The 24,277-nt window shown below is 40.2% G+C and carries 28 protein-coding genes and 3 pseudogenes; 22 read left to right on the plus strand and 9 right to left on the minus strand.

Features of this window, described 5'->3' with window-relative positions; translation table 11 throughout:
- Positions 1–2: 2 nt before the first annotated feature.
- The 16 genes and pseudogenes from RCG23_RS22280 to RCG23_RS22355 all read left to right on the plus strand — a co-directional run bounded on the left by RCG23_RS22280 (position 3) and on the right by RCG23_RS22355 (position 12,505).
- Positions 3–569, plus strand: coding sequence for a TetR/AcrR family transcriptional regulator (locus RCG23_RS22280; protein ID WP_308177437.1), 567 nt, complete (start codon positions 3–5; stop codon positions 567–569).
- Between the two features lie 165 nt (positions 570–734).
- Positions 735–1,512 (plus strand): annotated as a pseudogene (locus RCG23_RS22285) (SDR family NAD(P)-dependent oxidoreductase).
- A gap of 17 nt (positions 1,513–1,529) precedes the next feature.
- Positions 1,530–2,309, plus strand: coding sequence for an enoyl-CoA hydratase/isomerase family protein (locus tag RCG23_RS22290; protein ID WP_308177438.1), 780 nt, complete (start codon positions 1,530–1,532; stop codon positions 2,307–2,309).
- 11 nt (positions 2,310–2,320) lie between these two features.
- A complete protein-coding gene (locus RCG23_RS22295; protein ID WP_308177439.1) occupies positions 2,321–3,295 on the plus strand; it encodes a quinone oxidoreductase family protein in 975 nt (324 codons plus the stop codon).
- A 101-nt stretch (positions 3,296–3,396) separates the two neighbouring features.
- Complete coding sequence (locus RCG23_RS22300; RefSeq protein ID WP_308177440.1) at positions 3,397–4,575, plus strand: acyl-CoA dehydrogenase family protein; 1,179 nt, start codon at positions 3,397–3,399, stop codon at positions 4,573–4,575.
- Between the two features lie 52 nt (positions 4,576–4,627).
- A pseudogene (gene fabG, locus RCG23_RS22305) lies at positions 4,628–5,391 on the plus strand (3-oxoacyl-ACP reductase FabG).
- Positions 5,392–5,409: 18 nt separating this feature from the next.
- Positions 5,410–5,859 (plus strand): MaoC family dehydratase N-terminal domain-containing protein, encoded by a 450-nt coding sequence (locus tag RCG23_RS22310; protein WP_308177441.1) that lies wholly within the window; start codon positions 5,410–5,412, stop codon positions 5,857–5,859.
- Positions 5,856–6,256 (plus strand): annotated as a pseudogene (locus RCG23_RS22315) (MaoC/PaaZ C-terminal domain-containing protein). Before RCG23_RS22310 ends, RCG23_RS22315 begins: the two are co-directional and overlap by 4 nt.
- 219 nt (positions 6,257–6,475) lie before the next feature.
- Positions 6,476–7,681 carry an acyl-CoA dehydrogenase family protein gene (locus tag RCG23_RS22320; RefSeq protein ID WP_308177442.1) on the plus strand — a complete coding sequence of 402 codons (1,206 nt, stop codon included), beginning with the start codon at positions 6,476–6,478 and terminating at the stop codon, positions 7,679–7,681.
- 13 nt (positions 7,682–7,694) lie between these two features.
- On the plus strand, positions 7,695–8,468 hold the full coding sequence (locus RCG23_RS22325) for an SDR family oxidoreductase (protein ID WP_308177443.1): 774 nt from the start codon (positions 7,695–7,697) through the stop codon (positions 8,466–8,468).
- A 115-nt stretch (positions 8,469–8,583) separates the two neighbouring features.
- Complete coding sequence (locus tag RCG23_RS22330; RefSeq protein ID WP_308180145.1) at positions 8,584–9,642, plus strand: phosphotransferase family protein; 1,059 nt, start codon at positions 8,584–8,586, stop codon at positions 9,640–9,642.
- A 15-nt stretch (positions 9,643–9,657) separates the two neighbouring features.
- The gene (locus RCG23_RS22335) at positions 9,658–9,855 is read left to right on the plus strand and encodes a hypothetical protein (protein ID WP_308177444.1); all 198 of its coding nucleotides are present in this window, start codon (positions 9,658–9,660) and stop codon (positions 9,853–9,855) included.
- 202 nt (positions 9,856–10,057) lie between these two features.
- Positions 10,058–10,483, plus strand: coding sequence for a DMT family transporter (locus RCG23_RS22340; RefSeq protein ID WP_308177445.1), 426 nt, complete (start codon positions 10,058–10,060; stop codon positions 10,481–10,483).
- A gap of 52 nt (positions 10,484–10,535) precedes the next feature.
- Positions 10,536–11,234 (plus strand): Crp/Fnr family transcriptional regulator, encoded by a 699-nt coding sequence (locus tag RCG23_RS22345; protein ID WP_308177446.1) that lies wholly within the window; start codon positions 10,536–10,538, stop codon positions 11,232–11,234.
- 66 nt (positions 11,235–11,300) lie between these two features.
- Entirely contained in the window at positions 11,301–11,795 is a 495-nt protein-coding gene (locus tag RCG23_RS22350) for a DMT family transporter (RefSeq protein ID WP_308177447.1), read from the plus strand.
- Positions 11,792–12,505 carry a YjjG family noncanonical pyrimidine nucleotidase gene (locus RCG23_RS22355; RefSeq protein ID WP_308177448.1) on the plus strand — a complete coding sequence of 238 codons (714 nt, stop codon included), beginning with the start codon at positions 11,792–11,794 and terminating at the stop codon, positions 12,503–12,505. The genes RCG23_RS22350 and RCG23_RS22355 overlap by 4 nt, the downstream gene beginning before the upstream one ends.
- A gap of 476 nt (positions 12,506–12,981) precedes the next feature.
- On the opposite strand, the gene RCG23_RS22360 is transcribed toward RCG23_RS22355, so the two are convergent.
- The gene (locus RCG23_RS22360) at positions 12,982–13,818 is read right to left on the minus strand and encodes an SDR family oxidoreductase (protein WP_308177449.1); all 837 of its coding nucleotides are present in this window, start codon (positions 13,816–13,818) and stop codon (positions 12,982–12,984) included.
- A 183-nt stretch (positions 13,819–14,001) separates the two neighbouring features.
- Between RCG23_RS22360 and RCG23_RS22365 the strand changes: the two genes are divergently transcribed.
- Together RCG23_RS22365 and RCG23_RS22370 are read left to right on the plus strand one after the other, a co-directional pair.
- Positions 14,002–14,166: a hypothetical protein gene (locus RCG23_RS22365; RefSeq protein ID WP_308177450.1), complete on the plus strand. Its 165-nt coding sequence runs from the start codon at positions 14,002–14,004 to the stop codon at positions 14,164–14,166.
- A 73-nt stretch (positions 14,167–14,239) separates the two neighbouring features.
- A complete protein-coding gene (locus RCG23_RS22370) occupies positions 14,240–15,103 on the plus strand; it encodes a GAF domain-containing protein (protein WP_308177451.1) in 864 nt (287 codons plus the stop codon).
- A gap of 77 nt (positions 15,104–15,180) precedes the next feature.
- On the opposite strand, the gene RCG23_RS22375 is transcribed toward RCG23_RS22370, so the two are convergent.
- The 4 genes from RCG23_RS22375 to RCG23_RS22390 form a co-directional block, all read right to left on the minus strand.
- The gene (locus RCG23_RS22375; RefSeq protein ID WP_308177452.1) at positions 15,181–16,185 is read right to left on the minus strand and encodes a DUF3231 family protein; all 1,005 of its coding nucleotides are present in this window, start codon (positions 16,183–16,185) and stop codon (positions 15,181–15,183) included.
- A gap of 406 nt (positions 16,186–16,591) precedes the next feature.
- Positions 16,592–17,857, minus strand: coding sequence for an FtsW/RodA/SpoVE family cell cycle protein (locus RCG23_RS22380; RefSeq protein ID WP_308177453.1), 1,266 nt, complete (start codon positions 17,855–17,857; stop codon positions 16,592–16,594).
- A complete protein-coding gene (locus RCG23_RS22385) occupies positions 17,854–18,255 on the minus strand; it encodes a PadR family transcriptional regulator (protein WP_308177454.1) in 402 nt (133 codons plus the stop codon). Before RCG23_RS22385 ends, RCG23_RS22380 begins: the two co-directional genes overlap by 4 nt.
- The gene (locus RCG23_RS22390) at positions 18,245–18,793 is read right to left on the minus strand and encodes a sigma-70 family RNA polymerase sigma factor (RefSeq protein ID WP_308180146.1); all 549 of its coding nucleotides are present in this window, start codon (positions 18,791–18,793) and stop codon (positions 18,245–18,247) included. Before RCG23_RS22390 ends, RCG23_RS22385 begins: the two co-directional genes overlap by 11 nt.
- 162 nt (positions 18,794–18,955) lie before the next feature.
- Between RCG23_RS22390 and RCG23_RS22395 the strand changes: the two genes are divergently transcribed.
- The gene (locus RCG23_RS22395; RefSeq protein ID WP_308177455.1) at positions 18,956–19,507 is read left to right on the plus strand and encodes a GNAT family N-acetyltransferase; all 552 of its coding nucleotides are present in this window, start codon (positions 18,956–18,958) and stop codon (positions 19,505–19,507) included.
- Positions 19,508–19,537: 30 nt separating this feature from the next.
- Here the strand turns inward: RCG23_RS22395 and RCG23_RS22400 are convergent, their stop codons facing one another.
- Positions 19,538–20,218: a DUF4352 domain-containing protein gene (locus RCG23_RS22400; protein ID WP_308177456.1), complete on the minus strand. Its 681-nt coding sequence runs from the start codon at positions 20,216–20,218 to the stop codon at positions 19,538–19,540.
- Positions 20,219–20,392: 174 nt separating this feature from the next.
- On the opposite strand from RCG23_RS22400, the gene RCG23_RS22405 reads away from it, so the two are divergent.
- Positions 20,393–21,220, plus strand: coding sequence for a hypothetical protein (locus RCG23_RS22405; protein ID WP_308177457.1), 828 nt, complete (start codon positions 20,393–20,395; stop codon positions 21,218–21,220).
- Between the two features lie 93 nt (positions 21,221–21,313).
- Positions 21,314–21,997 (plus strand): M50 family metallopeptidase, encoded by a 684-nt coding sequence (locus RCG23_RS22410; protein ID WP_308177458.1) that lies wholly within the window; start codon positions 21,314–21,316, stop codon positions 21,995–21,997.
- A 65-nt stretch (positions 21,998–22,062) separates the two neighbouring features.
- Here the strand turns inward: RCG23_RS22410 and RCG23_RS22415 are convergent, their stop codons facing one another.
- Positions 22,063–22,833, minus strand: coding sequence for a VanW family protein (locus RCG23_RS22415; RefSeq protein WP_308177459.1), 771 nt, complete (start codon positions 22,831–22,833; stop codon positions 22,063–22,065).
- Positions 22,818–22,997: a hypothetical protein gene (locus RCG23_RS22420; RefSeq protein WP_308177460.1), complete on the minus strand. Its 180-nt coding sequence runs from the start codon at positions 22,995–22,997 to the stop codon at positions 22,818–22,820. The genes RCG23_RS22415 and RCG23_RS22420 overlap by 16 nt, the downstream gene beginning before the upstream one ends.
- A 188-nt stretch (positions 22,998–23,185) precedes the next feature.
- On the opposite strand from RCG23_RS22420, the gene RCG23_RS22425 reads away from it, so the two are divergent.
- A complete protein-coding gene (locus RCG23_RS22425) occupies positions 23,186–23,524 on the plus strand; it encodes a nuclear transport factor 2 family protein (protein ID WP_308177461.1) in 339 nt (112 codons plus the stop codon).
- Between the two features lie 31 nt (positions 23,525–23,555).
- Here the strand turns inward: RCG23_RS22425 and RCG23_RS22430 are convergent, their stop codons facing one another.
- Positions 23,556–24,179 carry a TetR/AcrR family transcriptional regulator gene (locus tag RCG23_RS22430; protein WP_308177462.1) on the minus strand — a complete coding sequence of 208 codons (624 nt, stop codon included), beginning with the start codon at positions 24,177–24,179 and terminating at the stop codon, positions 23,556–23,558.
- Positions 24,180–24,277: the final 98 nt, after the last annotated feature.

Consider the following 24,277-nt stretch of genomic DNA (forward strand, 5'->3'; position numbering starts at 1 on the left):
ACGTGAAGGAAAAAATAACAGAACATAGCATAAAATTATTTGAGAAAAAAGGGTTTAGCGAGACCTCGATCCAAGATATTGTTGATTCCCTTGGCGTAACCAAAGGTACATTTTATTATTATTTTTCCAGCAAAGAAGAGCTTTTGATGGACATTCATCTCGGTTATATTGATGAACTTCTCGCCCGCCAGGAACAGATTTTAGGAGACGATATGTTAAGCTGCAAGCAGCAGCTCTTTGAAATAGTATTTATGCTGATCAGTAGTATTAAAGGCAAGGGTTCAAGCGCGAAGATCTTTTTCAGGGAAATGCGAAATCTAAGTGAAAACCGGCTAGCCCAAATTGCTTCGAAACGGGACCAGTTCCGTTTAAACGTGGAACGGGTGGTAAGGTTAGGGATGGAAAAGGGCGAATTCCGTTCCGATTTAAACGCAGCCATTGTAACCTTTGGCATTCTTGGGGCAGCAAATTGGAGCTATCAGTGGTTCAATCCCAACGGGGTATCTTCAGATCGTGAAGTCGCTCAAATTTTCGTCGAAATGATATTAAAGGGTATTCAGGTAGATTAATCTTAAGAGCAAGAGGCCAAATCAGCCTCTTTGCAGCTTTGACATACTAACTGGTTAGTATAAAACTGACGCAAAGAAGGATTAAAAAGCTTCCAGATGTAAGGTGAAAAGACTGAATATTTAAAATAAAATTGAACGAGAACTATTCCATAAAGGGGGAGGAACATGCGATTTTCAGATACGATTGCATTGATCACAGGAGCAGGAAGCGGGATTGGAAAAGCTACAGCAATCCGATTCGCAAACGAAGGGGCTAAGGTTATTCTTGTTGGCAGAACAAAATCAAAGCTGGAAAAAGTGGCTCAGGAAATCAACGAAGCTAAGAAAATTCCAGTTGCGGAAATTTTTACGGCAGATGTTTCAGATGAAGAAGATGTCTATGAACTCTCCCAATTCATAAAGGAGCAATATAACGACTTGCATGTATTGGTCAATAATGCTGGCGGGTCTGTTCAATCCAAAATTATGGATACGTCGGCAAATGATTGGGACTATGTACAGAAAACGAATTTAAAAAGCGTGTTTTTGGTCTCAAAAATGCTGGGGGGGTTAATGTCCAAAGCAGCCGAAAACGATGGGGAATTTCTGCATGCCCGCTCTATCGTCAATGTAGCTTCCTTGTCAGGGCACCGCAGGCGCACAAATTCCTCATTATAGTGCGGCGAAGGCAGGAGTCATCAATTTTACAAGGGCACTTGCATTGGAGCTAGCGCCATACGGTATCCGGGTAAATTCCGTTTCTCCAGGTTTTGTGGAAACGGCTTTAACGGAGCAGGGAATGCTAAATGAACAATTTGTAAAAGCCATCAAGAGAAATACAGCGCTTAAACGGGCTGGAAAATCAGATGAAATAGCCAATGTCATCGCGTTTGCAGCTTCTAGTGAAGCCTCCTATATGACAGGATCAGATATTCTGGTTGATGGTGGCTGGTTAATTATGTAATGGAAAGGGAGAGTGCAATGACAAATGCACATTTATTGATCAAACAACAAGGGGCGGTTTTGTCCATAACCTTGAACAGGCCTGACAGCTTAAATGCATTCAGTCCTGATATGATACTTGGCTTAACAACTGCACTAAGCGATGCACATCAAAATCCGGAAATCCGCGCGATTGTTCTGTCGGGTGCTGGTCGTTCCTTCAGTGCGGGAGGGGATGTCAAATCGATGGGTATGGCAAATTCCGTTGAGGTTTATGAACATATCGGAAGGCTAAATGAGTGCATCCTGACGATGAAGGCAACTGAAAAACCGATCATTGCTGCGGTACACGGCTTTGCTGCCGGGGCAGGCTTTAATTTGGCACTTGCATGTGACTTGATTGTGGCAGCGGATGATAGTAAGTTTGCCCTTAGTTTCTCTCAGGTCGGGTTAATATCCGATGGAGGGGGTTCCTATTTTTTACCCCGCCTTGTAGGACCGCATCTTGCAAAGCAATTCTTTTTCAGTGCTGAACCAATTCCCGCAGAAAGATTGCACCAGCTCGGCGTGGTCAACTATCTCGTGCCGCTCGAGCAGTTGGAACAAGAGACCCTAAAGATTGCCGAAGAATTTGCAAGTGGACCAGGCCGCGCTTATGGCATGATCAAAAAGCTCGTGGATCATTCGTTAAGTTCAACGCTGGAAGAAATCCTTGAACAGGAACGGATTACCCAGACCATGATGGTTACAACTGCGGACCATAAAGAGGGTTTAGCCGCCTTTAAGGAAAAGAGAAAACCTAATTTTACAGGAAGATAAGGAGGATAACTATGAAGGTTGTACAACTGCAGAAATACGGAGGTCCGGAAGTGCTAAATATGGCTGAACTTGAAAAACCGGTGCCTAATGGCCATGAAGTACTGATTGAAATACATGCAATCGGAGTCAATTATGCCGATACAGCCAGACGTGAAGGACAGTATGTTGTAAAAACACCACTCCCATTCATACCGGGAGCTGAGGTTGCCGGTGTTGTTGTTGAGGTGGGCGAAAACGTTACGAACGTTAAACCAGGTATGAAGGTAGTCACATTGATTGAATCGGGAGGTTATTCTGAATATGTGCTTGCGGATAGCCGTGGCCTTATTCCCATTCCTGAACAGCTGGGGTTTGAAGAGGCAGCCGCATTGCCGCTCCAGGGATTAAGCGCTTACCATATTTTAAAAACAATGGGACGGCTCGAACAGGGCGAAAGCGTCCTGGTCCATGCCGCGGCGGGCGGGGTTGGAACACTTGCCGTGCAGCTCGCAAAATTATTTGGTGCAGGACAGGTAATAGCCACTGCCAGCTCGAAGGATAAACTGGCCCTCGCGAAGGAAATGGGTGCAGATGTCCTTATTAACTATACAGAGGATGGCTGGGAGGAAAGGGTACTGGACGCAACAGGCAGGAAAGGAGTGGACGTCGCTCTCGAAATGGCCGGTGGTGAAATATTTCATAAAACACTTAAGTGTCTGGCTGCGTTTGGGCGACTGGTAATTTATGGGGTTGCCAGTGGTGAGCAAAGCAGATTCTATCCTTCCTCTCTTATGGAAAGAAACCAATCTGTAATCGGATTTTTCCTGCCGCAAATAATGAGAAAACCGGCATTAATCCAATTCAGCATGCAGGAAATGATGTCGTATCTGGCTGAGGGCAAACTGAAGCTGACCATTGGAGGAGTTTACCCTTTGGAGCAGGCAGCGGAAGTCCATCGCCTTTTACAGTCCCGCCAAACGAAAGGAAAACTAATTTTAAAGCCATAAGAGTATTAATACCGCAAGCTATTAAAAATAACCCCTGTATGTGCTGCTGTTCCTATTATTTTTATAAATAAGATTCCAAGATTAAGAATGGAGTGAAAGGTATGCACTTACGTTTGACAGATGAACAGAGGATGGTTCAAAAAACAATTCGCAGGTTTGTTGAAAAAGAATTGATCCCACTGGAAAATGATGTTTTAAGGAACGAAAGAGAAGGGAAGCCCAGCCTTCCTCCAGGGAAGCTAAAAGAATTACAATTGAAAGCAAAGGAAGCGGGTTTCTGGGGAATTAACACCCCTGAAGAATACGGCGGTGCCGATCTTGGCCAGATGATGATGGCGATTGTTATAATGGAAGTATCCAAAACGTTTGTACCCTTCCAATTCGGCGGCTCAGCTGATAACATCCTTTATTATGGAAATGAAGAACAAAAACAAAAGTATTTAATCCCAACGATTAACGGCGATAAAAAGTCATGCTTTGCAATGACAGAACCGGGTGCAGGCTCAGATACACAAAACATTAAAATGTCAGCCGTAAAAGATGGAAGCGAATGGGTGCTGAATGGGGAAAAAACCTTTATCACCGGAGGCAACGAAGCAGATTTTGTAATGGTAATTGCCATTACAGACAAAGAAAGACATCAGGCAACTAGTGGCCGTGAGGGAGTTACTTGTTTTATAGCTGACCGGGATATGGGCTGGAAGTCAGAATATATACATACAATGGGCGAATGGGGACCGGCAGGATTGGTATTCGATAATGTACGTGTTCCTGAAGAAAATATTCTAGGCGAATTGCATAAAGGCTATAACCTAGGGCTTGAATGGATTGGCTTTGCCCGCTGGATTGTTGGAGCGAGGGCAGTAGGATCTGCGGAAAGATTATTGCAAATGGCCATTGATTATTCAAAGGAACGGATTACTTTTGGAAAGCCAATTGCAGAAAGACAGGCCATACAGTGGCAAATAGCGGACTCTGCCGTCGAAATTGAAGCTGCTAAATGGCTTGTACTTAACGCCGCATTTACTCTTGATGCTGGCGAGGACAATCGCCATCTGGCATCAATGGCGAAGTTATATGGATCGAATATGGGGAACCGCGTCGTAGACCGCGTTCTCCAAATTCATGGAGGAATGGGTTATACAAGGGAGCTGCCAATCGAGAGATGGTACCGTGAGGCAAGGCTGTGGAGAATCTATGACGGTACAGATGAGATTCAGCGCATGATTATCGCCAGAAATTTAATCAAAGGCCATGTGAAAGTTGGACAGTTCATTTAAAATTAAATTGTAAACGATAACAAATTCTATAAATTTTGGGGGAGGAACCGCTATGGCAGGCAGATTTGAGGGGAAAGTGGCCTTCGTTACAGGAGGAAGCCGCGGAATAGGAAAGGGCATTGTACAGCTTTTTGCGGAAGAAGGAGCAAAGGTAGCGTTTATTGACCTAAACGAGGTGGCCCTTGCTGAAACGACAAGTGAACTGCTTGAAAAAGGATACGAAGTATTTTCAAAGGTTGCGAATGTAACAGATTCAGAGCAAGTAGACCAGGCTTTCAAAGAAGTTAATGAAGCATTTGGACCAGTGGATATTTTAGTTAATAATGCAGGAGTAATCCGCGATAACCTTTTATTTAAAATGACGGACACTGACTGGCAAACAGTTATGGATGTGCACCTAAAAGGCTCATTTAACGCAACCCGTGCTGCTCAGAAATACATGGTTGAGAAAAATATGGCCGCATCATTAATATCTCTTCCACCTCTGCCCTAGGAAACCGAGGACAGGCAAACTACGCTGCGGCCAAGGCAGGATTGCAGGGCTTTACCAAAACAATAGCGATTGAACTGGGCAGATATGGAATTACTGCAAATTCCGTTGCGCCCGGTTTCATTGAAACAGAAATGACAAAGGAAACAGCAGCGAGAATCGGCATTTCCTTTGACGACTTGATTAAACACAGCGTTTCCAATATTCCTGTTGGCCGAAGTGGAAAACCAGCTGATATCGCGAATGCTGTCGCGTTCTTTGCGGATGAAAAATCCTCCTTTGTTAACGGCCAGGTTATTTATGTAGCAGGCGGGCCAAAAAACTAAAAAAGAGGTGGGGTAAAATTGTATAAACATCTTATTGGAGCTCAATCAGGCAAGGTGAAAAATTACGTGGAACGAGGCGCTGTAAAGAAATTTGCTGAAGCCATCGGCGACCCTCATCCGATTTATGTAGACGAAGAAACGGGACGGAAATCGAGGTATCAAAGCAATATTGCTCCACCTACTTTTCCACGCGTTTTTGATTACGGAAATATTGAGGGTCTGAGGCTGCCCAATAAAGGACTTATTCACGGTGAGCAGTCATTTCATTATGAAAGACCCTTGCTAGTTGGAGAAGAAATACTCTGTTATTCGGTTTTAAAAAATTATTTCGAGCGGAAGGGAGCCCTGGGAGAAATGGGATTCCTAATCATCGAAAGCTATGGGGAAGATACCGGGGGAACGATCTGTTTTTCCTCAACCTCGATTATTATTATTCCTGAGGCTGTAAGGAAGGTGTTGGTGGGATGAGCACTCTTAATTCGCTGCAAATCGGTGATTCAATCGAGGAAATTCAGCTGGAGCCTGTCGACAGGCTGACGCTTATTAAATATGCCGGTGCATCTGGTGATTATAATCCTATCCATACGATTGACGAAGAAGCAAAAAAGCGGGCCTGCAGGGAATCATTGCACATGGGATGTGGACAATGGGCAATTTGGCCAAACTGTTTACTTCCTATTATGAAGATGGCTTTATTCAGGATTATAAAATCCGCTTTAAAGGGATGGTATCTTTAAGCGACGTAATCACTCTTAAAGCTCAGTTTGCTGAAAAAAACGGCAGTCAATTGCGTTTTATTGTGGAGGCGGTCAATCAGACGGGCGCTGAGGTAATAAAGGGAGAGGTATTATTTCATCAATACTAAGAATAACGATAAATTAAGGTAGTGGAGACCCGGCAGTAAGTTGCTGGGTTTATTGCTATCCATGAAAAAGCGAGGTGAAAATAGAGCTTTGAGCTTGTTCGGATTAATAACATATTTCAAATGGGGAAATCTAAATTAATTTTTCGGAAAATTTAGTATATTATTAAAATAATTACATACCGACTAGATAGTATGTTGGTATGGAAATGAGGTGTATTCATGAATTTTGATCATTCCGAAAAAGTGAAGGAATACCAAATCCGGCTAACAGAGTTTATGGAGGAATACGTTTATCCAAATGAAAACCTGTATAATGATCAGCTTGATAAACAAGACCGTTTTTCAAAGGTTCCACCCATCATGGAAGAACTGAAGAAAAGAGCAATGGAAAAAGGGTTATGGAATTTATTTTTGCTAGACAGTGAGTATGGAGAAGGGCTGACAAATCTTGAATATGCTCCCCTTTGTGAAATTATGGGCAGATCAAGCATAGCTCCAGAGGTATTTAACTGTGCTGCACCTGATACCGGAAATATGGAGGTACTGGTCCGGTATGGAACTGAAGAACAAAAAGAAAAGTGGTTAAAACCACTCTTGAATGGCGAAATCCGTTCCTGTTTTTCCATGACAGAACCGGATGTTGCCTCATCTGATGCTACAAATATCCAGGCAAGTATTATTCGTGATGGAGATGAATACGTCATCAACGGAACAAAATGGTGGTCATCGGGCGCAGGAGACCCACGCTGTAAAATCGCAATTGTAATGGGTAAAAATGATCCCGATGCAGCTAAGTATGAGCAGCAGTCCATGATCCTTGTGCCGTTAGAAACACCAGGGGTCACGATTAAAAGAGTACTGCCGGTGTTTGGCTATGATCATGCTCCGCATGGACATGCAGAAATCGAATTTAAGGATGTGCGCGTTCCAGCTGACAACATGCTTTGGGGTGAAGGTAAAGGGTTTGCGATTGCCCAGGGACGCCTAGGCGCAGGCCGGATTCATCATTGCATGAGATCAATTGGTGCAGCCGAAAGGGCACTTGAAGAATTTTGTAAACGCGTTCAGAATCGTACAGCCTTCGGAAAGAAAGTCGCGGATCAAGGTGTTGTTCAGGAATGGATTGCCGAATCGAGAATTGAAATCGAGCAGGCAAGGCTGTTGACACTTAAGGCAGCATACATGATGGATACCGTCGGCAATAAAGAGGCGAAGGCTGAAATCGCGATGATTAAAGTGATCGCACCAAATATGGCTTTAAAGGTAATTGACCGTGCCATTCAGGCGTTTGGGGCAGCCGGAGTCAGTGATGATTTTACACTGGCAGCGGCATGGGCTAATATCAGAACGTTGAGATTGGCTGACGGTCCGGATGAAGTCCATAAGAGGGCGATTGCGAGATATGAATTAAAAAAGCATCAATAAGGAGGCAGCGTTCATGCATGTTAAGGACTTGTTTGATTTAACAGGAAAAGTGGCGATCGTTACAGGCGGCGGGCGCGGGCTTGGCCAACAGATCGCAGAGGGATTTGCTGAAGCAGGCGCAAACGTAGTGGTGTGCTCAAGAAATCTTGAGGCATGCGAAGAAGTAAGTGAACAGCTTAGGAAGCTTGGAGTGGAATCCCTTGCAATACAGTGTGATATTACAAAACCAGAGGATGTCCAAAACGTTGTTGATAAAACGAAGGAAAAATTCGGATGTATTGATATTCTTGTCAACAACAGCGGGGCATCATGGGGTGCACCGGTAGAGGAAATGCCACTGGATGCGTGGCAAAAGGTTATTAACGTAAACGTGACCGGAACCTTTTTAATGTCCCAGGCAGTTGGCCGCGTCATGCTCGAACAGCAGTCCGGAAAAATCATTAATATTGCTTCTGTAGCTGGCTTAAAAGGATCTAACCCTAAATATATGAATGCGATTGGCTATAACTCTAGTAAAGGAGCTGTTATAACCTTTACAAAGGACTTCGCCGCTAAATGGGGGCCAAGTGGTATTTATGTGAACGCAATTGCTCCGGGATTTTTCCCAACTAAAATGTCAAAAGGCCTGCTTGAAGTGGGTGGCGAAGGAATCCTGGAAGGAACACCATTACGGAAATTCGGGTCAGAAACAGACCTTAAGGGTGTTGCGCTGTTTTTAGCAGCACCTGCCTCAGATTTTATTACGGGTGATGTTTTAGTAGTTGATGGCGGTGCTCATGTATTGTAAATGTCCAAGTAAGAGTGAACAAAGAAGGACGGCTATCAAAAAGCAGGAAGAGGCACTTGCAACGATCCCTGCCCATGTATTTGGCGCAGAGGTAAAAAACAAAAGGAGGAGCACAATGGCGTCTGATACGATTCCAATCCGAAAAGGTGAAGAATTGGATATAACAAAAATTGAAGCATTTTTAAAAAATCATTTTCCTGATCTGCCAGATGGCCCTTTAACGATAGAGCAATTTAGTGTTGGGCGTTCGAATTTAACTTACCAGCTGAAAAAGGGTGAATGGGAAGCCGTGTTAAGGCGGCCGCCGCTCGGTCAGGTTGCTCCAAAAGCTCATGATATGGAGAGGGAGTACCAGGTTTTGAAAGAAATTCATCCCCATTTTCCACCAGCGCCAAAGCCCTTGGTTTTCGCTGATCAAAATATCATTGGAAGTCCGTTTTTTATAATGGAGAGAAAGCACGGGATTGTTCTCGATACTGAGTTTCCTGAGGGGGTAACACCGACAGAAGCTATGTGCCGGAAAATATCAGGAACAATGGTTGATAACCTGGTCGCTTTGCACAGTATTGACTATTCAAAAACGAAATTATTTGAAATGACCAAGCCCGACGGTTTTATGGAAAGGCAGGTTGAAGGCTGGATCAGGCGGTATGAACGGTCGGAAACAGACCTGATCGAAGGCGTTGAAAGGCTGAAACAATGGCTGTTAAGCCATATTCCTGTTTCAGGCACACCTTCTATCATCCATTATGATTACAAATTGAACAACTCCATGTTTGACGCCCAATTTACCAAAATGGTGGGCTTGTTTGATTGGGAAATGACTACGGTTGGTGATCCACTCGCAGATCTGGGTGCTGCGATGAGCTATTGGATTGAACCTGATGACTCCGAGCTTTTAAAAAGAGGCATGGGAAAACTGCCGATCACAGCCATGCCAGGTTTCTTTACCAGAAACGAGTTCATGGAATACTATGCAAAGAAAAGCGGCCGTGACATCTCTAATATGAATTTTTATCTGACCTTTGCGTACTTCAAGCTCGCTGTAATTTGCCAGCAAATTTATTTCCGCTGGAAAAAAGGTCAGACACAGGATGAGCGGTTCGCAAGCCTTAATCAATTTGTCAGTAGTCTGATCCAATATTCGCTCTATATAGCGGAGAAGCAGTTTTAAGAAGGTACCCCATCCATGTTGAAAATCCATCTTCTTTTAAAAAAGGAAGACATTGATCGGGAAAAAATGATTGAGAACAAAATACCCTCAGACACCCTTAGCCCACTGGCTGCCAACAATAATTCGTGTTTCCTGCAATCACAGCCAGACTCTATGCCGCAAAAAAATCCAGACAAATCATTAAGGCCATTAAATAATATGCTGAAAATGTAATTTTCACCCCTTTAGAAATCATTTTCTAAAGGGGTGTTTTTTTGTGAGGGAATTTAAATGGGGGGCGAGTTGGCATGTATGTTTTGGGTCCAATATTCTCGGGGGGAACATATTCTTTTACAGTTTGAAGACATATGTCCTTTCCAAAATATCTGGGTTTATTCTTTAATAAAATTAAGAAATTAAAAATGGGGAGAACAAAATGAGAGGAATTTTATTTGCATTTTTAGGTGGGGCCTTAATAACCCTGCAAGGAGTTGCCAATTCCCAAATAAGCCATGATATTGGCACCTGGCAAGCTGCAACCATCACACAGTTGACAGGATTCCTAATGGCGCTGCTAATTCTGATTTTCGTCCGGGACGGAAAATGGCAAAGGTTTAAGCAAGTAGAACCGTTATATTTAACTGGCGGCGCCTTAGCGGCTGTCATTATTTTCAGTAATGTCACGGCCATTCAGCAGATCGGCGTAACACTTACTATCGCTGCCTTGCTCATTGCCCAGCTGTGTCTTACTTTTTTAATTGACATCAACGGGTGGTTCGGAGTGGTAAAACAGAAAATGAGGGTTCAACAGGTTATTGGCATCTTAATGATGATAGCCGGTATCGTGATATTAAGGTTATAATAGAAAGAAATTTTGAAATCTGACAGTTGAAAGACTCGGGGTGAATCGGGCAATGAATGAAATTAAAGATCGTGACCAACTGAATCATTATTTGCTTGCCCATCGTATAGACACCATTTTTAATGAACAAATAAAACCGTATTTGTCCCTATACAGCTTTGATGAGGGTGAACCTATCTGTTCACAGGGAGAAGCTTCACAATATCTGTACGTACTTGTTAAGGGGAAAATTAAAATCTTTACGACCTCAGCAGAAGGAAAAACCTTGATTCTCTCTTTTAAAACACCTCTGGAAGTAATCGGGGATATTGAATATGTACGGGATATAGACTTTATCAATACAGTTGAGGCAGTATCACCTGTAATTATGATTGGCATCCACCATCAATGGCTGAAAAAATACGGAAATGAATATGCGCCGTTGCTGCAATTTTTACTGGAAATCATCACACAAAAGTTTCACATTAAATCCAACTCGATGCGCTTCAATTTGATGTATCCGGTAGAGGTACGCTTGGCCAGTTATTTATTGTCTGTCTCTTTTGATGATTCCGATTCTCTTTTTAAAGGGGAAATAAGCACTTCCACATTACCGGATGCAGCTAACTTAATCGGAACCAGCTATAGACATTTAAATCGGGTAATCCACCGGTTTTGTACAAATGGTCTGGTTGAGCGAAACAAAGGATTCATCACGGTGAAGGACAGAAAAAGATTAAGTGCGCTGGCAAATCACAATATCTACGAGTAGATTTTTTAATCAGGAAGCAGGGAAACATTTAGCATTCTAAATAATCAGCATTGGAGAGTAAATTTGATGATACAAGGGGTATTATTGTCACTTATCGCAGGTTCTCTGGTGAGTCTGCAAAATATTTTCAACAGTAAAGTAAATGAACGCTCAGGGCTATGGGCAACGACTTCATTAGTTTTAGGGATGGGATTCTTAGCTTCTCTTACAATGGGTCTAATCTTTGAGGGTAAACATCTATTTATCTTGCAAAATATGAAAACATGGTACTGGTTCACCGGTCTAATCGGTACCGGAGTGGTAATATGTCTCGTGAAGGGTATTAGGCTGCTGGGTCCAACGTTTTCCATCTCTATTGTGCTTACCTCACAGCTGGGTTTTGCTTTAGTGTGGGATTCCTTAGGATTATTCGGTCTTGAAAAAGTCCCTTTTACTCTCAGGCACCTAATTGGTGTACTGGTCATTGCTGGTGGTATTATTGTAATTAAATCAGGCGATGATCGTAAGAATCCAGGTTCATCTGATATATATACAAAAACTCAAATGGGGAGATCAAGGTGAAAAAATACCAAACATTATTTTTTGATGTTGATGATACACTTTTGGATTTTGGCGCAACTGAAAAGTCAGCGTTACAAAGGCTGTTTAATGACCAAAAAATCCCGTTAACTTCTGAAATCGAAGCAAATTATAAAAAAATAAATCAAGGTCTCTGGAAGTCGTTTGAAGAAGGCAAATTAAATCGTGAAGACGTAGTGAATACCCGGTTTTCCATTTTATTTAAGGAATACGGCCAAGAGGTTGAAGGACCTTTACTTGAAAAGAAGTATCGCAGTTTCCTAGAAGAAGGGCATCAGCTTATAAATGGAGCGATAGAATTGATAACAGACCTCCAAAATCAATTTGACCTTTATATTGTAACTAATGGTGTTTCTAAAACTCAGGATAAACGCCTCCGTAATTCAGGGTTATATCCGCTTTTTAAAGATATATTTGTATCAGAGGACACTGGCTTCCAAAAGCCAATGAAGGAGTATTTTGATTATGTTTTTGCGCGGATTCCAAATTTTAGTGTGAAACAAGGATTAATTATCGGAGATTCCTTGAGCGCGGATATTTATGGTGGGCAGCTTGCCGGTCTGGACACATGCTGGTTCAACCCCACAAATAAGCCCAACGAAACTGAAATTGTCCCAACCTACCAAATACAAAAGCTTGAAGAGCTTTATCAAATTTTAAGCATCGAAAGAGAACCAGCTGCATTAAGATAGTTTATCATAGGCAAAGAACAAAAGGCGCAAGCGCCCTGGTTAGCCCCGACAGGCATAAGACGAATCACGCAGGAAATCCTGATTTCTGTAGTGATTTGGCTTATGACCCCGAGGGGCTGGGCGCTGGAGCTAGATTAATACAACTTGGTAGAAAGGATAACCATTCATTAATTTTATAATTTCCTATACGAAGAAAAAACGCGAACCGATCAGTTCGCGTTTTTCCTTTTTACATTGGGAGGAGATAAAGCTTCTGGGCCTTACCGATATATAGTCCATCGATTAAGGACCAGTGTTCCTTTCGCCCTGAAGGCAAAAGTACCTTCCCTTAAAGTGCCATATTCCGAAGTCGCTGTTGGTCGAATCATCGCTTCCCAGTCCCTTCATCATTTATTGGCCTTACATTCTTTATTTACCACAATTTTTGAAAAATTAAACCTGAAAATCAGCATGGGTAAAATTGGAATTAAGCTACGCTATTTTATTAACCTTTTCACCACTGCCTTTTCTATGATCTTCCAGGGAACAAGATTCTTCAAAAAAAGGTTCTTCTTTACGCCTTTCCCAATAACATATCTCAGGTTAGGAGCTTTTTGCTGAGAAGCTATTTGGGCAACCAGAACTGCCACTTCTAGGGGATCACCATGTTCTTGTTTGCCACTTTCAATAATAGAAAAAATAGTTTCCATATAGGAGCGGTAAGGGGAATCCTTCTTTATTTCTGTGTTATCCAGGCCGGACCAAATATTAGTCGAATACGATCCCGGTTCAACTAACACAACATCAATTCCAAATGGCTTGAGTTCAAGCCTTAAACTTTCGCTAAAACCCTCAAGCGCATGCTTTGATGCTACATAAGGCGATAACCCTGGAAAGCCCACTTTTCCGCTAATGCTGCTCATATTGATAATTCTTCCGCGCCCATTTGCTCTCATTAAAGGGAGCAGTGCCTGGGTTACTGAGATAACACCAAAAAAGTTCGTCTCAAATTGCCTGCGGTACTCCTCAAGGGGAACTTCCTCGCAAAATCCACCAATCGCTAAACCTGCATTATTAACGAGTACATCAATCGAATCAAATCCAGATAACTCTACCATAAAGGCATTTATTGATTCTATTGAAGTGACATCCAGAGGATGGACCTCGATTTTATCGAGCAGTTTTTGTTCTTTGGCCAGCGTTAAGATAGTTTCAGATTTTGCCTTATCTCTCATCGTTGCAATAACATGGAATCCTTTTTTAGCAAGTTCAAGCGAGCATAACATTCCAAATCCGCTTGAAGAACCGGTGACAATGGCCGTTTTTCTTTTCATCGTTTTACTCCCCGTGTGCGTATTATTTCTTTCATTGTATTCTTTTTTGGAAGAGATTAATAGGCAGTCAGATCTGACTATTATTTAACACTAATCATCAGCAGATGGCGGATAAGTTAGAAATCAAGTAAATATGGGTAAAGGATTCCGACAAGCTTTTTATAACAGCAGGGGGAGAATGAGATGCACAAATATGAAGTTACATATATGGAGAAGGATAGCATAAATCCAATCACCCAAGTATTCACGGCCGATTTCGTTTCTGATATTTTTCAGCAAATAATAGAGATAGAGAACGAGTATACCATTGTTGCGATAGAGAATATCTCTTTTTATTACGAAGGATAGATAGATTTGTTATAAAGACATAAAAAAAGGGTATAATTTACCGGAAAATACTGATCTGAAAGGTTCAATGTGAATGCAAATCTCAGCGAGAATTCAAAACTCATTAAAAACATTTAAGAATTTCGACGATGCAGCAGAAAGCATCCTTCAAATGATGAGCAAAATCATCGATATTAATACGCTGTTCATTGCGAAGAATGATAAGAGTACAAATCAAATTGTTAAAGTTTGGAATCATGGTAAAAAACTTCTTGAAGAAGGAGATGCTCTCCCTTTTGAAGAAACCTTTTGTAAATTAAGCGTCGATCACGGCCGCGAAATCCTTATAATTCCTGATATAAATAAGAGCGATTTAACTGTGTCTCTTAACGTTACAAAAGGTCTGGGCAGTGGCTGTTTTATCGGAATTCCTATTTATTATGGTGATGGAGAAAATTATGGGACCATATGCGGGTTAGATACTAAATCTTTTGAATTTACAGAAAAACATATCGAACTATTTGAAACGATGAGTTCGTTACTTACCTATGTTTTGGAATTGGATAATGCAAATAAAGAAATTCAAAGTCTTTCAGCTCCATTTGTCCCAATTACGAAAGGAGTCGCTATACTTCCTATCATTGGGATAATTAATGAACTCCGCGCAGAAAATATTATTTTTCTGGCACTTACAAAAAGCCAGGAATTGTCACTCGAATATTTAGTGATTGATTTATCCGGCATATTGAAAATCAACAATCTAGTTAGCGCCTCATTGTTGAAGATTGTAAATTTATTAGAATTAATTGGAGTAACACCTATTTTAACCGGTTTGCACCCTGATTTAGCCATCAAAGCGATACAAACAAATGTAAACCTGCAAAAGGTAAGCATAGAAGCTAATCTTGAAAGGGCATTAAATAAGATTGGTTTTATTTTAGAAAAGAGAAACAGTTAAAATTAAAAGCAAAGCCGACTTGTTTCATTGGCTTTGCTTTTTAAGTGTTTATCAACCCTGATTTATTCTAACAGCTTTTAATCCGTATTAGATATTTCTTTTCTGTTAGGGGCAAGCGGCGGCTGTTCGAGCCATTTGTTTTTGACCATGATATCAAACCATTGTTTCGTTGACAGTAAATTTTTTAGGATGATTTTTTCAAATGAAGCTACCAGATCCATTCGCATGGCTGATGCTAAACCAGTTCCATGGAAGACCTGCGCTGTCTGAAACAGGAACCCAACATGGTACATCATAAGTTTATCTGAAAATGGCGGGACAGTTGAAATCGTCACTTCCGTTTCGAGCGACATAGGGACTGGCAGATTGTCATTGTGCATAATTTTTGAAAACTCCTGAATATGTTCATCTGTCGTTTCCTCTTTGTCACTAAAAAACTGTCTTACTTCTTTTGATTGAGCTACCTGGCTAAAGCCGATTGTAAGTGTTTTAGCCATAATATTCTTTTTAAGGTTAAAAGAAATACTAATAATTTCAGTTGCGGATAACCGTCTGCCTTTCCCAAAATATCCGTCTATAAAATCCTTGCTCGAGATATATTCAGGTTTTTCTGTTGGATAGAAATAAGGATCTCTTTGAAATTTACCTTTTTCAATTAATAATTCAATGGTTTGATGGTACATCTTCTTTCCATCATTATCACATGAATCGTAAAAATCACGTAAGTCTTTTCTGACAGACACACTTAAGCATGTTGTATGGCCAAGTAAGCCGTGCATGGTCATGATATGTAAATAGTTCAAACAAAAAATATCGGTATATAATCTATCTGCACCTTTATATAAATCTGATTCGTTGAATCCAATTGGAACAGGGAAACCATCCTTTTCGAAGAAAGAAACAAGCTGTTTTTTTTGCCTGCTGAAGATCTCTATTGCTTCTTTAAAAAGTGATTTTATTGATTCATCCTCAATAATCGATACCATATATCTGTTTACCGTATCGACCAATGTTCCGTTAATATATTGGCCCCATAAAGTTCCTATTTCAGAAGAAGTAAGTTTTAAACTCTCTTTATCCATGTGATCACCTCTTCCTTTATTATTATTTTTTTACGAATTAATATGCATTTTCACTTTGCTCCATAATAAAAAAGGCTGTTTTCGTATACTTTGTTACTATTTAAGGAGTAGTTGATTTCCACTCCAGGATGCTCGCTTTCCGCGGGGCGAGCGGTGAGCCTCCTCGGCGCAAAGCGCCTGTGGGGTCTCACCTGTCCCGCTGCTCCCGCAGGACGTTGAATCAGCTTCCTAGAATCCAACACCGCACGAAGGAAATGCGATAGCATTTTCGAGGAGCTCGCACCTCCCGTTTCAATCAACTTCTTTTTCAACGATTTGCTTTTAAAAACCTATTTACAAAACAACAATCTTTTAGAAAACAGCCTAAAAAAAAGCATCGTTTTAACCGATGCTTTAAAATATGCACTCAAACGAATGCCTTACGGCGATATATACTGAGAGATAATCCAATGACGATGCTATTGATGAGAATAGGAATGGTGCCGTAACTGATGAACGGAAGGGACATACCGGCAATAGGGAATAGACCGAATATCATCCCAACGTTATATAACAATTGGACTGCATAGATGGTCATCCCCCCGATAACCAGCAATTTCCCAAAAAGGGTGGTTATATTTGCTGAAGTTAATGCCATTTTTATGATAATAACTGATAATAACGCCAGCAGGATCAAGGAAAATCCCCAGCCTAGTGAATAAGTTAGCGATAAAAGCACTAAATCTGCATGTGATCCCGGGATAAGCAGACCATCTTTTGGGATTGCCTGGAATCCCCATTTTGCCTCACTTAGAATATCTTTGGCCCGGATTGCCATAAATCCAGCTGAATTAGGATCATTATAAGGAAAAAGAAAAGCAGAAAATCGTTTTTGAAGTTCATGAGAATTGGACCAGATGAAAAATAGTGCTCCTGCTCCAATTATAGCCATTACCAAGGAAGTTCTTAAAATATGGGAGCGGCCGCTGAACCAGAACATAACCATAACCATTACCACATAAATACCAACGATTGTGAGATTTGAGGTATTCAATAATAAAATTAGTGAAGGGAAGAATAAAATTCCGAGCATCCATAGCTTTATTTTACTGTTTACAAAAAAGGATGACCAGGCTACCAAATAAATAGGAAGAACAATGCTGGCATCTGTTAAAAATGGCCCAAATTTAAAATATGGCCGCCCGTTAATGTAAAGCATAAAAGGAAAGAAGTGCTGTGCGTTTAAAGCTATCAGCAACACAGTAGTTGCGAAAATGTAAAAATACATTCCCCGTTTTTCCCAGCTTTTATAATTCACCAGCTGCAGGCCAAAGACAATCACAATTCCAGCAATCATTCCGGCAATTTTCGAACCCCATTTTAAATGGTGAAAGCTATTCCCCAAAACTATAAGCGGCAAAACTCCCAGACCTAAAGCTACCAAGAAAAGAATAGCAAGGACCCAATCCATTTTAGGTTTATATAGCTGGTTGAATTTTGCACCTAGTGTAAGCGGGCTTCCCATCTGTTCCACCGCTTTTAGTTCGGCTTCGGTAAGAGGAATCCCTTGATTCTGCAGCTCATCCGTTGTTTGTTTGATATGCTGTTCGAGCTCTTTTGACACCTTTTCTCTTGCTTCCCTGGAGCGGATATTTTTATTGACGGCATTCAAAAATTCTATTTTATTCATCATGAGCCTTCACCTAATACTAGCCTTTGAAGGAGAGGTAAAATCTCAAGGCTAGATTTTTCCATTTTCCTAAGCAGTTTTAATCCCTTACGATTCAAAATATAGAATTTGTATTCACTTTCATCCCATCGATGTGTTAACAGTCCTTCCTGCTCGAGCTCGTGAAGGATAGTATAAATGAAGCCTTCCTGTTCTTCGAATCTCGTTATTCTTCGTGCCCGTAAAAGCTTAATCAAATCCATGCCAGTTCTTTCAGTTACAAGAAGCTGCATGATGTTTTCAAGATAATTCTCTTGTTTTACGTTTTTCCTGATGGCTTCCTTTTGTTTTTCATTAAAGGTCAGGTCCTGAAAAACTGTGCTTTTCATTGATTGTTTTAGTTTTTTAAGCCTATTTTCCATTTTCGCACCTCTCAAGTTCATTTTTTAATAATACCCTGGCACGCTTTAATCTGGATTTAATCGTATTTTGATTAACAGCTATAACCGACTCCATTTCCTTCAACGTCAATTCCTCAAAGTAGAATAGGTAAATAACTTCGCGGTATTTTATCGGGATTGCCAGCAATGCAAGAGAGAGGGTGCTTTCAGCTTCTTGTTCCAGTAGTGCCTGTTCTGCATCTTGCTGAACAGAACCTGTAAAATCGGCTATTTTTTCAGTGACCTGCACCTTCCTGTAATACCAGCTTCGTAAATAATCCTTGCAATGGTTTGAAGCAATTTTTAGAATCCAAGTTTTCATTTTCGCATTGCGTTTATATGTATGGAGGGATTTGTAGCATTTTACAAAAATATCCTGTGTCAAATCCTCGGCAAGCGCTTTGTTTTTCACATAAGAAAAAACAAGCTGCAAAACGTCCTGGCCGTATCTGTCCATAATTTCATTTAGCAATCCTTCGGTGTCTTCCATGTCTAGCATTTCTGCAACGAAATCTTCCAGGATGAACGCCTCCTTCCTCTGGCTAATCGAAGATTTTTTCTGATCATATATAATAGACGGGGACCGATAAAAGAAAGTTTATTATTCCTATTCATTTTCACATGAAGATGAAAGTTAAGGAAGAGGTATAATAGGGGAAAATGCTGATAGAGGTGAATTATAGTGGAATTTAAGACCATTGAGGAATGGGACGAAAAATTATGGAAACAGGCTAAAGTAGTATATGATCAAGCCTTTGCGGGGAAAGGCGCCAAGCCGGAGAAAGTGATTCGAAATATGTTTCAAAAGGGGATTTGCCAACTTCATATAGCATTTATTAAAGATGAGGCGGCTGCGATGGCTTTGACTGGCAACGGGGAAGGTAGTTGTGTCCTATTAATTGATTATCTCGCCGTCCTAGAAACATGTCAGCAAAAGGGGATGGGACGGGACCTGGTTGAATATATAGCAGCATGGTCACTCGATGGAAATAAATACGACAGCATGCTGATCGAGGTGGAAGCTGAGGACACCCCTGAAAATAATGCACGAATTCATTTTTGGGAAAAGTGCGGCTTTACCATAACCGAATATGTCCATCAGTACATATGGGTACCTGAACCGTATCGGGCAATGTTTAGAAAACTGGTTACAGCATCAGAATTGCCGGAGAGCGGGGAAGAATTGTTCAAGTATATAAACCAATTTCACAATCAGTCATTTAAAGGAAAATAAAAAAACATGGCGGAGGCCATGAAAAGTGATTTACTTGTTTTTCGCTTCCAAGTGAATTTGTTTCGCAGTGTACATCACTCTCATTTTTGGTCCAACTACATCGCTTGTGGTGATATCGATTTTATTAATTTTTGCAGGGGGATTCTGCAGAATAAAGCCCAGGCTGCCAGTCTTTGTTTCTCCGCCGGCAATATCCCCATTAAGGTTTTCCTGATAAAAATCATCTTCCGCAATTAGATGCTGGCTGTTGAAGTTTAACGATGCGATCGGTGAGAAATTCACTTTCTCAGACTTGCTGTTAACCAATTCAACATTAATTTTTATAAAATCGAATTCATTTTTATCAGTGTATAAGTGAAAAAAATCATTTAAGCTTGTATTAGGCTTGAAGTGCATAATTTTCACATCATTTATAATAAACTCAATGCCATTGAGCAAATAAACCTTGTTGACTGGTAAAATTGACTTTAGAGTCAGCTTCCCTTTTTGACTTGTGATTGATTGCCCAGAACGTATTAGTTTTAAGTCATCGGGTACATTTGGACTGGGAATAAGCTGTTGATATTTAGGAGCTTCCATAGTTTCCGTTTTTTTCATTGATTCAGCAGCAGCATGGTTCGGGTGTTCATAATTGGTCATTTCAATCATCAGTACGTTAATGCAGCCAGCCAACAGTGCCAGTACGAATAAAACGAAAAATAGGTTTTTCAAGCATTTATCCTCCCATATTCATTTTTGAAGCGGCTCCCGCTTCAGCCCTTATCATAAAAGAAAATCATTAAACTTCATTAAGGTAAATGTTAAAGGAAAGTTAAAATTGCGTAAATTTATGAAGTGTGGCTCATTTTTCTCTTATTTCATAACATGAAACAGGGAGTGAATGAGATGGAGACTAAGAGCATAAATGAAAAATATTTCCGGCCCTCAAGGCTGCGAGCACTGAACACCAGGAATATGAATTTTGAGTTTTTTAATCCCTACTTTGAAAAAACTTATGACGAAATATTTCTGCCAGCCGAGCTAACTGTATCTCCTGAAGACACGATTGTTAACTATTATAGTATTTTAAGAGAAGCAGAAAACCTTTCAGCTGGTATGTCTGGGGGGTGCGGAACAGTCGGGATTGCGCGTCTGCCTTTTCCGGTTGCCTATAACTTTCTTTCCAAAGGATATCGAAGAAAGTGGAGCTACGACCAGTTTCTTGATTCATTTAAGGGCATAGGCCATATTAATTTATTAAAATTGCATCAAGTCACCGGGACACAAAATGCCTGGCGCTATTTTATTGAAATTGAAACGATTGAAGGTTCTTCGAAGGGAGTCACCTTTTTCGCATACTATTATGGGTTTATAAATGTGGTTAAGGAAAATAATCATTATTTGATTGATGACATAAAACTGTTTGGCGAAGATTTTCTATGTGCTGCTTATCATGGCTGGGATCATGATGCAGAATCTGCAGTGGCTGTAAAATACGGAAATTGGTGTGGAATGATTAAGAGGATGTTTCCTACTCAGCGAGAAGGAAATGTTCAAAATATATCCTTTTTGGGTAATGACGGGCATATATACCTCTTGGTTTATGTGGAACTAACCAATGGGACTGATTTGGAGGTTGGCCAATTCAGATGGGACCGACAAGGGAAATGGTTTCCGATTTCCTTCAAGCCGGAAAAATGTGTAGAAAAGAAGCCAATTCATCCTAAACTCTAAATTTTTTAACACCTGACACTCTGTGGTAAAATTGTCTTATAGAACGATCTCTTAAAGCTTCATTTGTATAAAAATGTTTAGGGAGAGTGCAGATTGAAAGCTTTTACTGATAAAATTAGCGGGAAAAGTTTCTTGTTTTTAATCTTGGCGGTCATATTGACGCAGATACCCATCCTTGGGAGCTATGTTAGCGTAATTAATACAGTAATACACGAATCAGGACACGCATTTATTGCTCTCCTAGGCGGGGATGTTGAGCGGATTTCCTTGTTTATGAATACAGAAGGTGTTACCTATAGTCGTCAGTCAACATGGGCAGGCAGCTTTTTCACCAGTATGGCTGGTTATGTTTTTTCGTCATTTATGGCGTTTTTATCCTTTTTGCTGATTGGAAAAAAGCAATATAAAATTCTGATCGTCATTCTCCTTGGATTTATCGTCTTAAACCTCGTTTTCTGGGTGAGGAATATCTATGGATTATTTTGGCTCATTTCATTTGGCGCCGCATTTTTATTTTTACTGGCCAAAGGAAGCCAGTCATTCGTCAATAATGTCTTACTCTTGATTGCATCCGTATTGCTCGTGGATTCGGTAAAAAGCGCCTTTGATATTATGTATATCAGTCTGATTACTCCAAAATCGGCAGGGGATGCAGCAAACCTTGCGATATTGACCGGAATTATTCCTGTACAGGTATGGGGGATTCTATTTTTTATTCAGGCCATCTGGTTTAGTTATATCGGGTTGAAGAAGGGAATATTTAAATTAGGAAAATAAGTCCAGATACAAGGGATACTTCCTTGGATTTATTAGGGGCATTAAACAAAGAAGCAGCAAAAACATTAACGTTTTTGCTGCTTCTTTGTTTTAAAAGGGATCTCCTTTGGCAAAATGGCAGGTGCGCCTGGAATACTGCGCGGTTTTAAATCTATCGATTCAGATGAATAAATCGAAACCGAAAGCATGTTACCCAGACTCTTCGCCCGAATAAGAACAGGCTGCATGTAAATATTTTTAAAGGTAAAATCCGGGCCATACCAGCTGACAGTGGCATCTCTCCCAGAAGGAACATATGTAACACTTTTCGTATGTGAATATCTCTGCAAAATTTTCAGCCCCGCATTGTCAACAGCATTGAAAAGGGTAGAGGAAACCTGGCAGATTCCACCCCCAATTCCTTCTGAAAGTTCACCACGCACAATGATTGGTGCTTTAAGGTAGCCCTTTACAGCTGTCCGTTTTCCAACGACTTTATTGAAGGAAAATACCTCGCCAGGAAATACAACCTTATTATTTAGTGCATTTGTAGCTAATGAAATATTGATTGTTCGTTCACTATTATTAGAATTAAAAAAGGTTGTATACCTTCCAATCAACATCGTTCTTACCGAATCCAGCATTTCACTTCCAACTCTTGGATATAAAGTGGTAATGGGCACTTCAATCGTGTATGGTTTGCCTTCAAAAAAATATTCAAGGATTTGACCTGAAAGAATCTCCTTATTAAGTTTATGGCCAGGCATTTCAGGCTTAATATTGCCTTTTGAATCTATTTGAGCATCTATAGGTTCAAGGTAAACATCTTTATCTATTTTGTCTACAATCTCATCCAATTTGTTGCTGCTCGGAAAAACGGCCCGGGAATGGGGAGAAGGCTAATTTCCTCACGAGTAACAACACCAATCGGGCTCCCATTATAAGTAAACATCAGCGGTACAGCATCCGTTTTAGGAGAAAGGACAGAAAGGAATGTAAATATGACGGACATTAAAAGCATTACGCAGACCTCCTAATCATATTTAGTATGTCTATTTCATATAAAAATTGTGTAAAAAAGTTGTGAAAAATTTAACTTTTAAAAATTCGAAAAGGAAAAAAAGGAAAAAAAAAATAATTGATGTAATATTAATAGGTACCATGGAAATGTGTTCCAATATTATAAATGTTTATAAAGGGGAATCTTCAATGAAAGAGATCGGTGAAAAATTGGTACAGAAACAGCTTGATGCATATAATGCACAAAACTTGGAGGATTTCGTTTCAGTTTATAGTGAAGATGTAATAGTGATGGAATTTCCATCCAACTCCATCATCACTATTGGGATGGAGGAAATGAGAGAAGGTTACAGCCGCCTTTTTAAGGAAAATCCGAAAAACCACGCTGAGCTTCTTACAAGGATCGTAAAAGGAAACCGTATCATTGATCATGAATTTGTAACTGGCAGGACAAATGGAATTGACAGACAAGCAATAGCCATTTATGAGATTGAAAATGAAAAAATATCAAAAGTTTGGTTTTTGTAAAAAAAACCCCATTGAGCAGAAACGATCTGCCTCATGGGGTTTTTTTAATAGCTAAATTTGAATAAATTAATTTTTTAATGGTTTTAAACACGTTTTGATACGGATAATGTTCGTTCCCAAGCATCAAAAAATGGATTGATGCTCCATCTATGAACCCCCAAAATACAAGTGCCAGTTCTTCAGCATTAGCATCGGAAGGGAACTCGCCATTTAAAATTCCTTCTTCAACAATTCCTTTAAATAAGCCCGTATACATCTGATAACGGGACATCATTAATTCTGATAAATCTTCTTTTCTTGAAGAGTAAATCCAAAATTCAATATGTACTCGGGTCGAATTTTGGAACTGAGGAAGGTTATTTAAATTGCTGTACGTTTCAAAAAGATAATCCAATTTTTCTTTTGAACAGGATAGACTGCTGATGTTAGTTTTTAAACGCTCCATATTTTCTTCTGTTTGCTGATTCATAAGCTCGATATAAATTTCATCTTTACTGTTGAAATAATTATAAATGGCACCTTTGCTAATGCCGGATCGCGTGACAATATCATCGATAGTTGCTGCTTGAAAGCCTTTTTCGGCAAAACATTCAAAAGCATTTTTAAGAATAAGTGCCTTTTTTTCTTTTTTATATTTATCGGAAACAGCTGGCATTTTTTCCTCCTATAAAAAACGTAATTAACAACCATCATAGCATAAAATTAGGGACAACTTAGATGAAAATCAATTGTTTAGAATTTTTAAAATTAATA

The organism is Neobacillus sp. PS3-34 (genome assembly GCF_030915465.1).
Lineage (GTDB): Bacteria > Bacillota > Bacilli > Bacillales > Cytobacillaceae > Neobacillus_A.

What these genes read in the sequence shown, in the direction of transcription:
- RCG23_RS22380 (WP_308177453.1), bottom strand. Translation starts at nt 17,857, where the DNA reads ATGATGAATAAAATAGAATTTTTGAATGCCGTCAATAAAAATATCCGC.
- RCG23_RS22345 (WP_308177446.1), top strand. Translation starts at nt 10,536, where the DNA reads ATGAATGAAATTAAAGATCGTGACCAACTGAATCATTATTTGCTTGCC.
- RCG23_RS22325 (WP_308177443.1), top strand. Translation starts at nt 7,695, where the DNA reads ATGCATGTTAAGGACTTGTTTGATTTAACAGGAAAAGTGGCGATCGTT.
- RCG23_RS22425 (WP_308177461.1), top strand. Translation starts at nt 23,186, where the DNA reads ATGAAAGAGATCGGTGAAAAATTGGTACAGAAACAGCTTGATGCATAT.
- RCG23_RS22360 (WP_308177449.1), bottom strand. Translation starts at nt 13,818, where the DNA reads ATGAAAAGAAAAACGGCCATTGTCACCGGTTCTTCAAGCGGATTTGGA.
- RCG23_RS22365 (WP_308177450.1), top strand. Translation starts at nt 14,002, where the DNA reads ATGCACAAATATGAAGTTACATATATGGAGAAGGATAGCATAAATCCA.
- RCG23_RS22420 (WP_308177460.1), bottom strand. Translation starts at nt 22,997, where the DNA reads ATGCTTTTAATGTCCGTCATATTTACATTCCTTTCTGTCCTTTCTCCT.
- RCG23_RS22335 (WP_308177444.1), top strand. Translation starts at nt 9,658, where the DNA reads ATGTTGAAAATCCATCTTCTTTTAAAAAAGGAAGACATTGATCGGGAA.
- RCG23_RS22330 (WP_308180145.1), top strand. Translation starts at nt 8,584, where the DNA reads ATGGCGTCTGATACGATTCCAATCCGAAAAGGTGAAGAATTGGATATA.
- RCG23_RS22405 (WP_308177457.1), top strand. Translation starts at nt 20,393, where the DNA reads ATGGAGACTAAGAGCATAAATGAAAAATATTTCCGGCCCTCAAGGCTG.
- RCG23_RS22290 (WP_308177438.1), top strand. Translation starts at nt 1,530, where the DNA reads ATGACAAATGCACATTTATTGATCAAACAACAAGGGGCGGTTTTGTCC.
- RCG23_RS22350 (WP_308177447.1), top strand. Translation starts at nt 11,301, where the DNA reads ATGATACAAGGGGTATTATTGTCACTTATCGCAGGTTCTCTGGTGAGT.
- RCG23_RS22295 (WP_308177439.1), top strand. Translation starts at nt 2,321, where the DNA reads ATGAAGGTTGTACAACTGCAGAAATACGGAGGTCCGGAAGTGCTAAAT.
- RCG23_RS22375 (WP_308177452.1), bottom strand. Translation starts at nt 16,185, where the DNA reads ATGGATAAAGAGAGTTTAAAACTTACTTCTTCTGAAATAGGAACTTTA.
- RCG23_RS22340 (WP_308177445.1), top strand. Translation starts at nt 10,058, where the DNA reads ATGAGAGGAATTTTATTTGCATTTTTAGGTGGGGCCTTAATAACCCTG.
- RCG23_RS22320 (WP_308177442.1), top strand. Translation starts at nt 6,476, where the DNA reads ATGAATTTTGATCATTCCGAAAAAGTGAAGGAATACCAAATCCGGCTA.
- RCG23_RS22370 (WP_308177451.1), top strand. Translation starts at nt 14,240, where the DNA reads ATGCAAATCTCAGCGAGAATTCAAAACTCATTAAAAACATTTAAGAAT.
- RCG23_RS22300 (WP_308177440.1), top strand. Translation starts at nt 3,397, where the DNA reads ATGCACTTACGTTTGACAGATGAACAGAGGATGGTTCAAAAAACAATT.
- RCG23_RS22430 (WP_308177462.1), bottom strand. Translation starts at nt 24,179, where the DNA reads ATGCCAGCTGTTTCCGATAAATATAAAAAAGAAAAAAAGGCACTTATT.
- RCG23_RS22385 (WP_308177454.1), bottom strand. Translation starts at nt 18,255, where the DNA reads ATGGAAAATAGGCTTAAAAAACTAAAACAATCAATGAAAAGCACAGTT.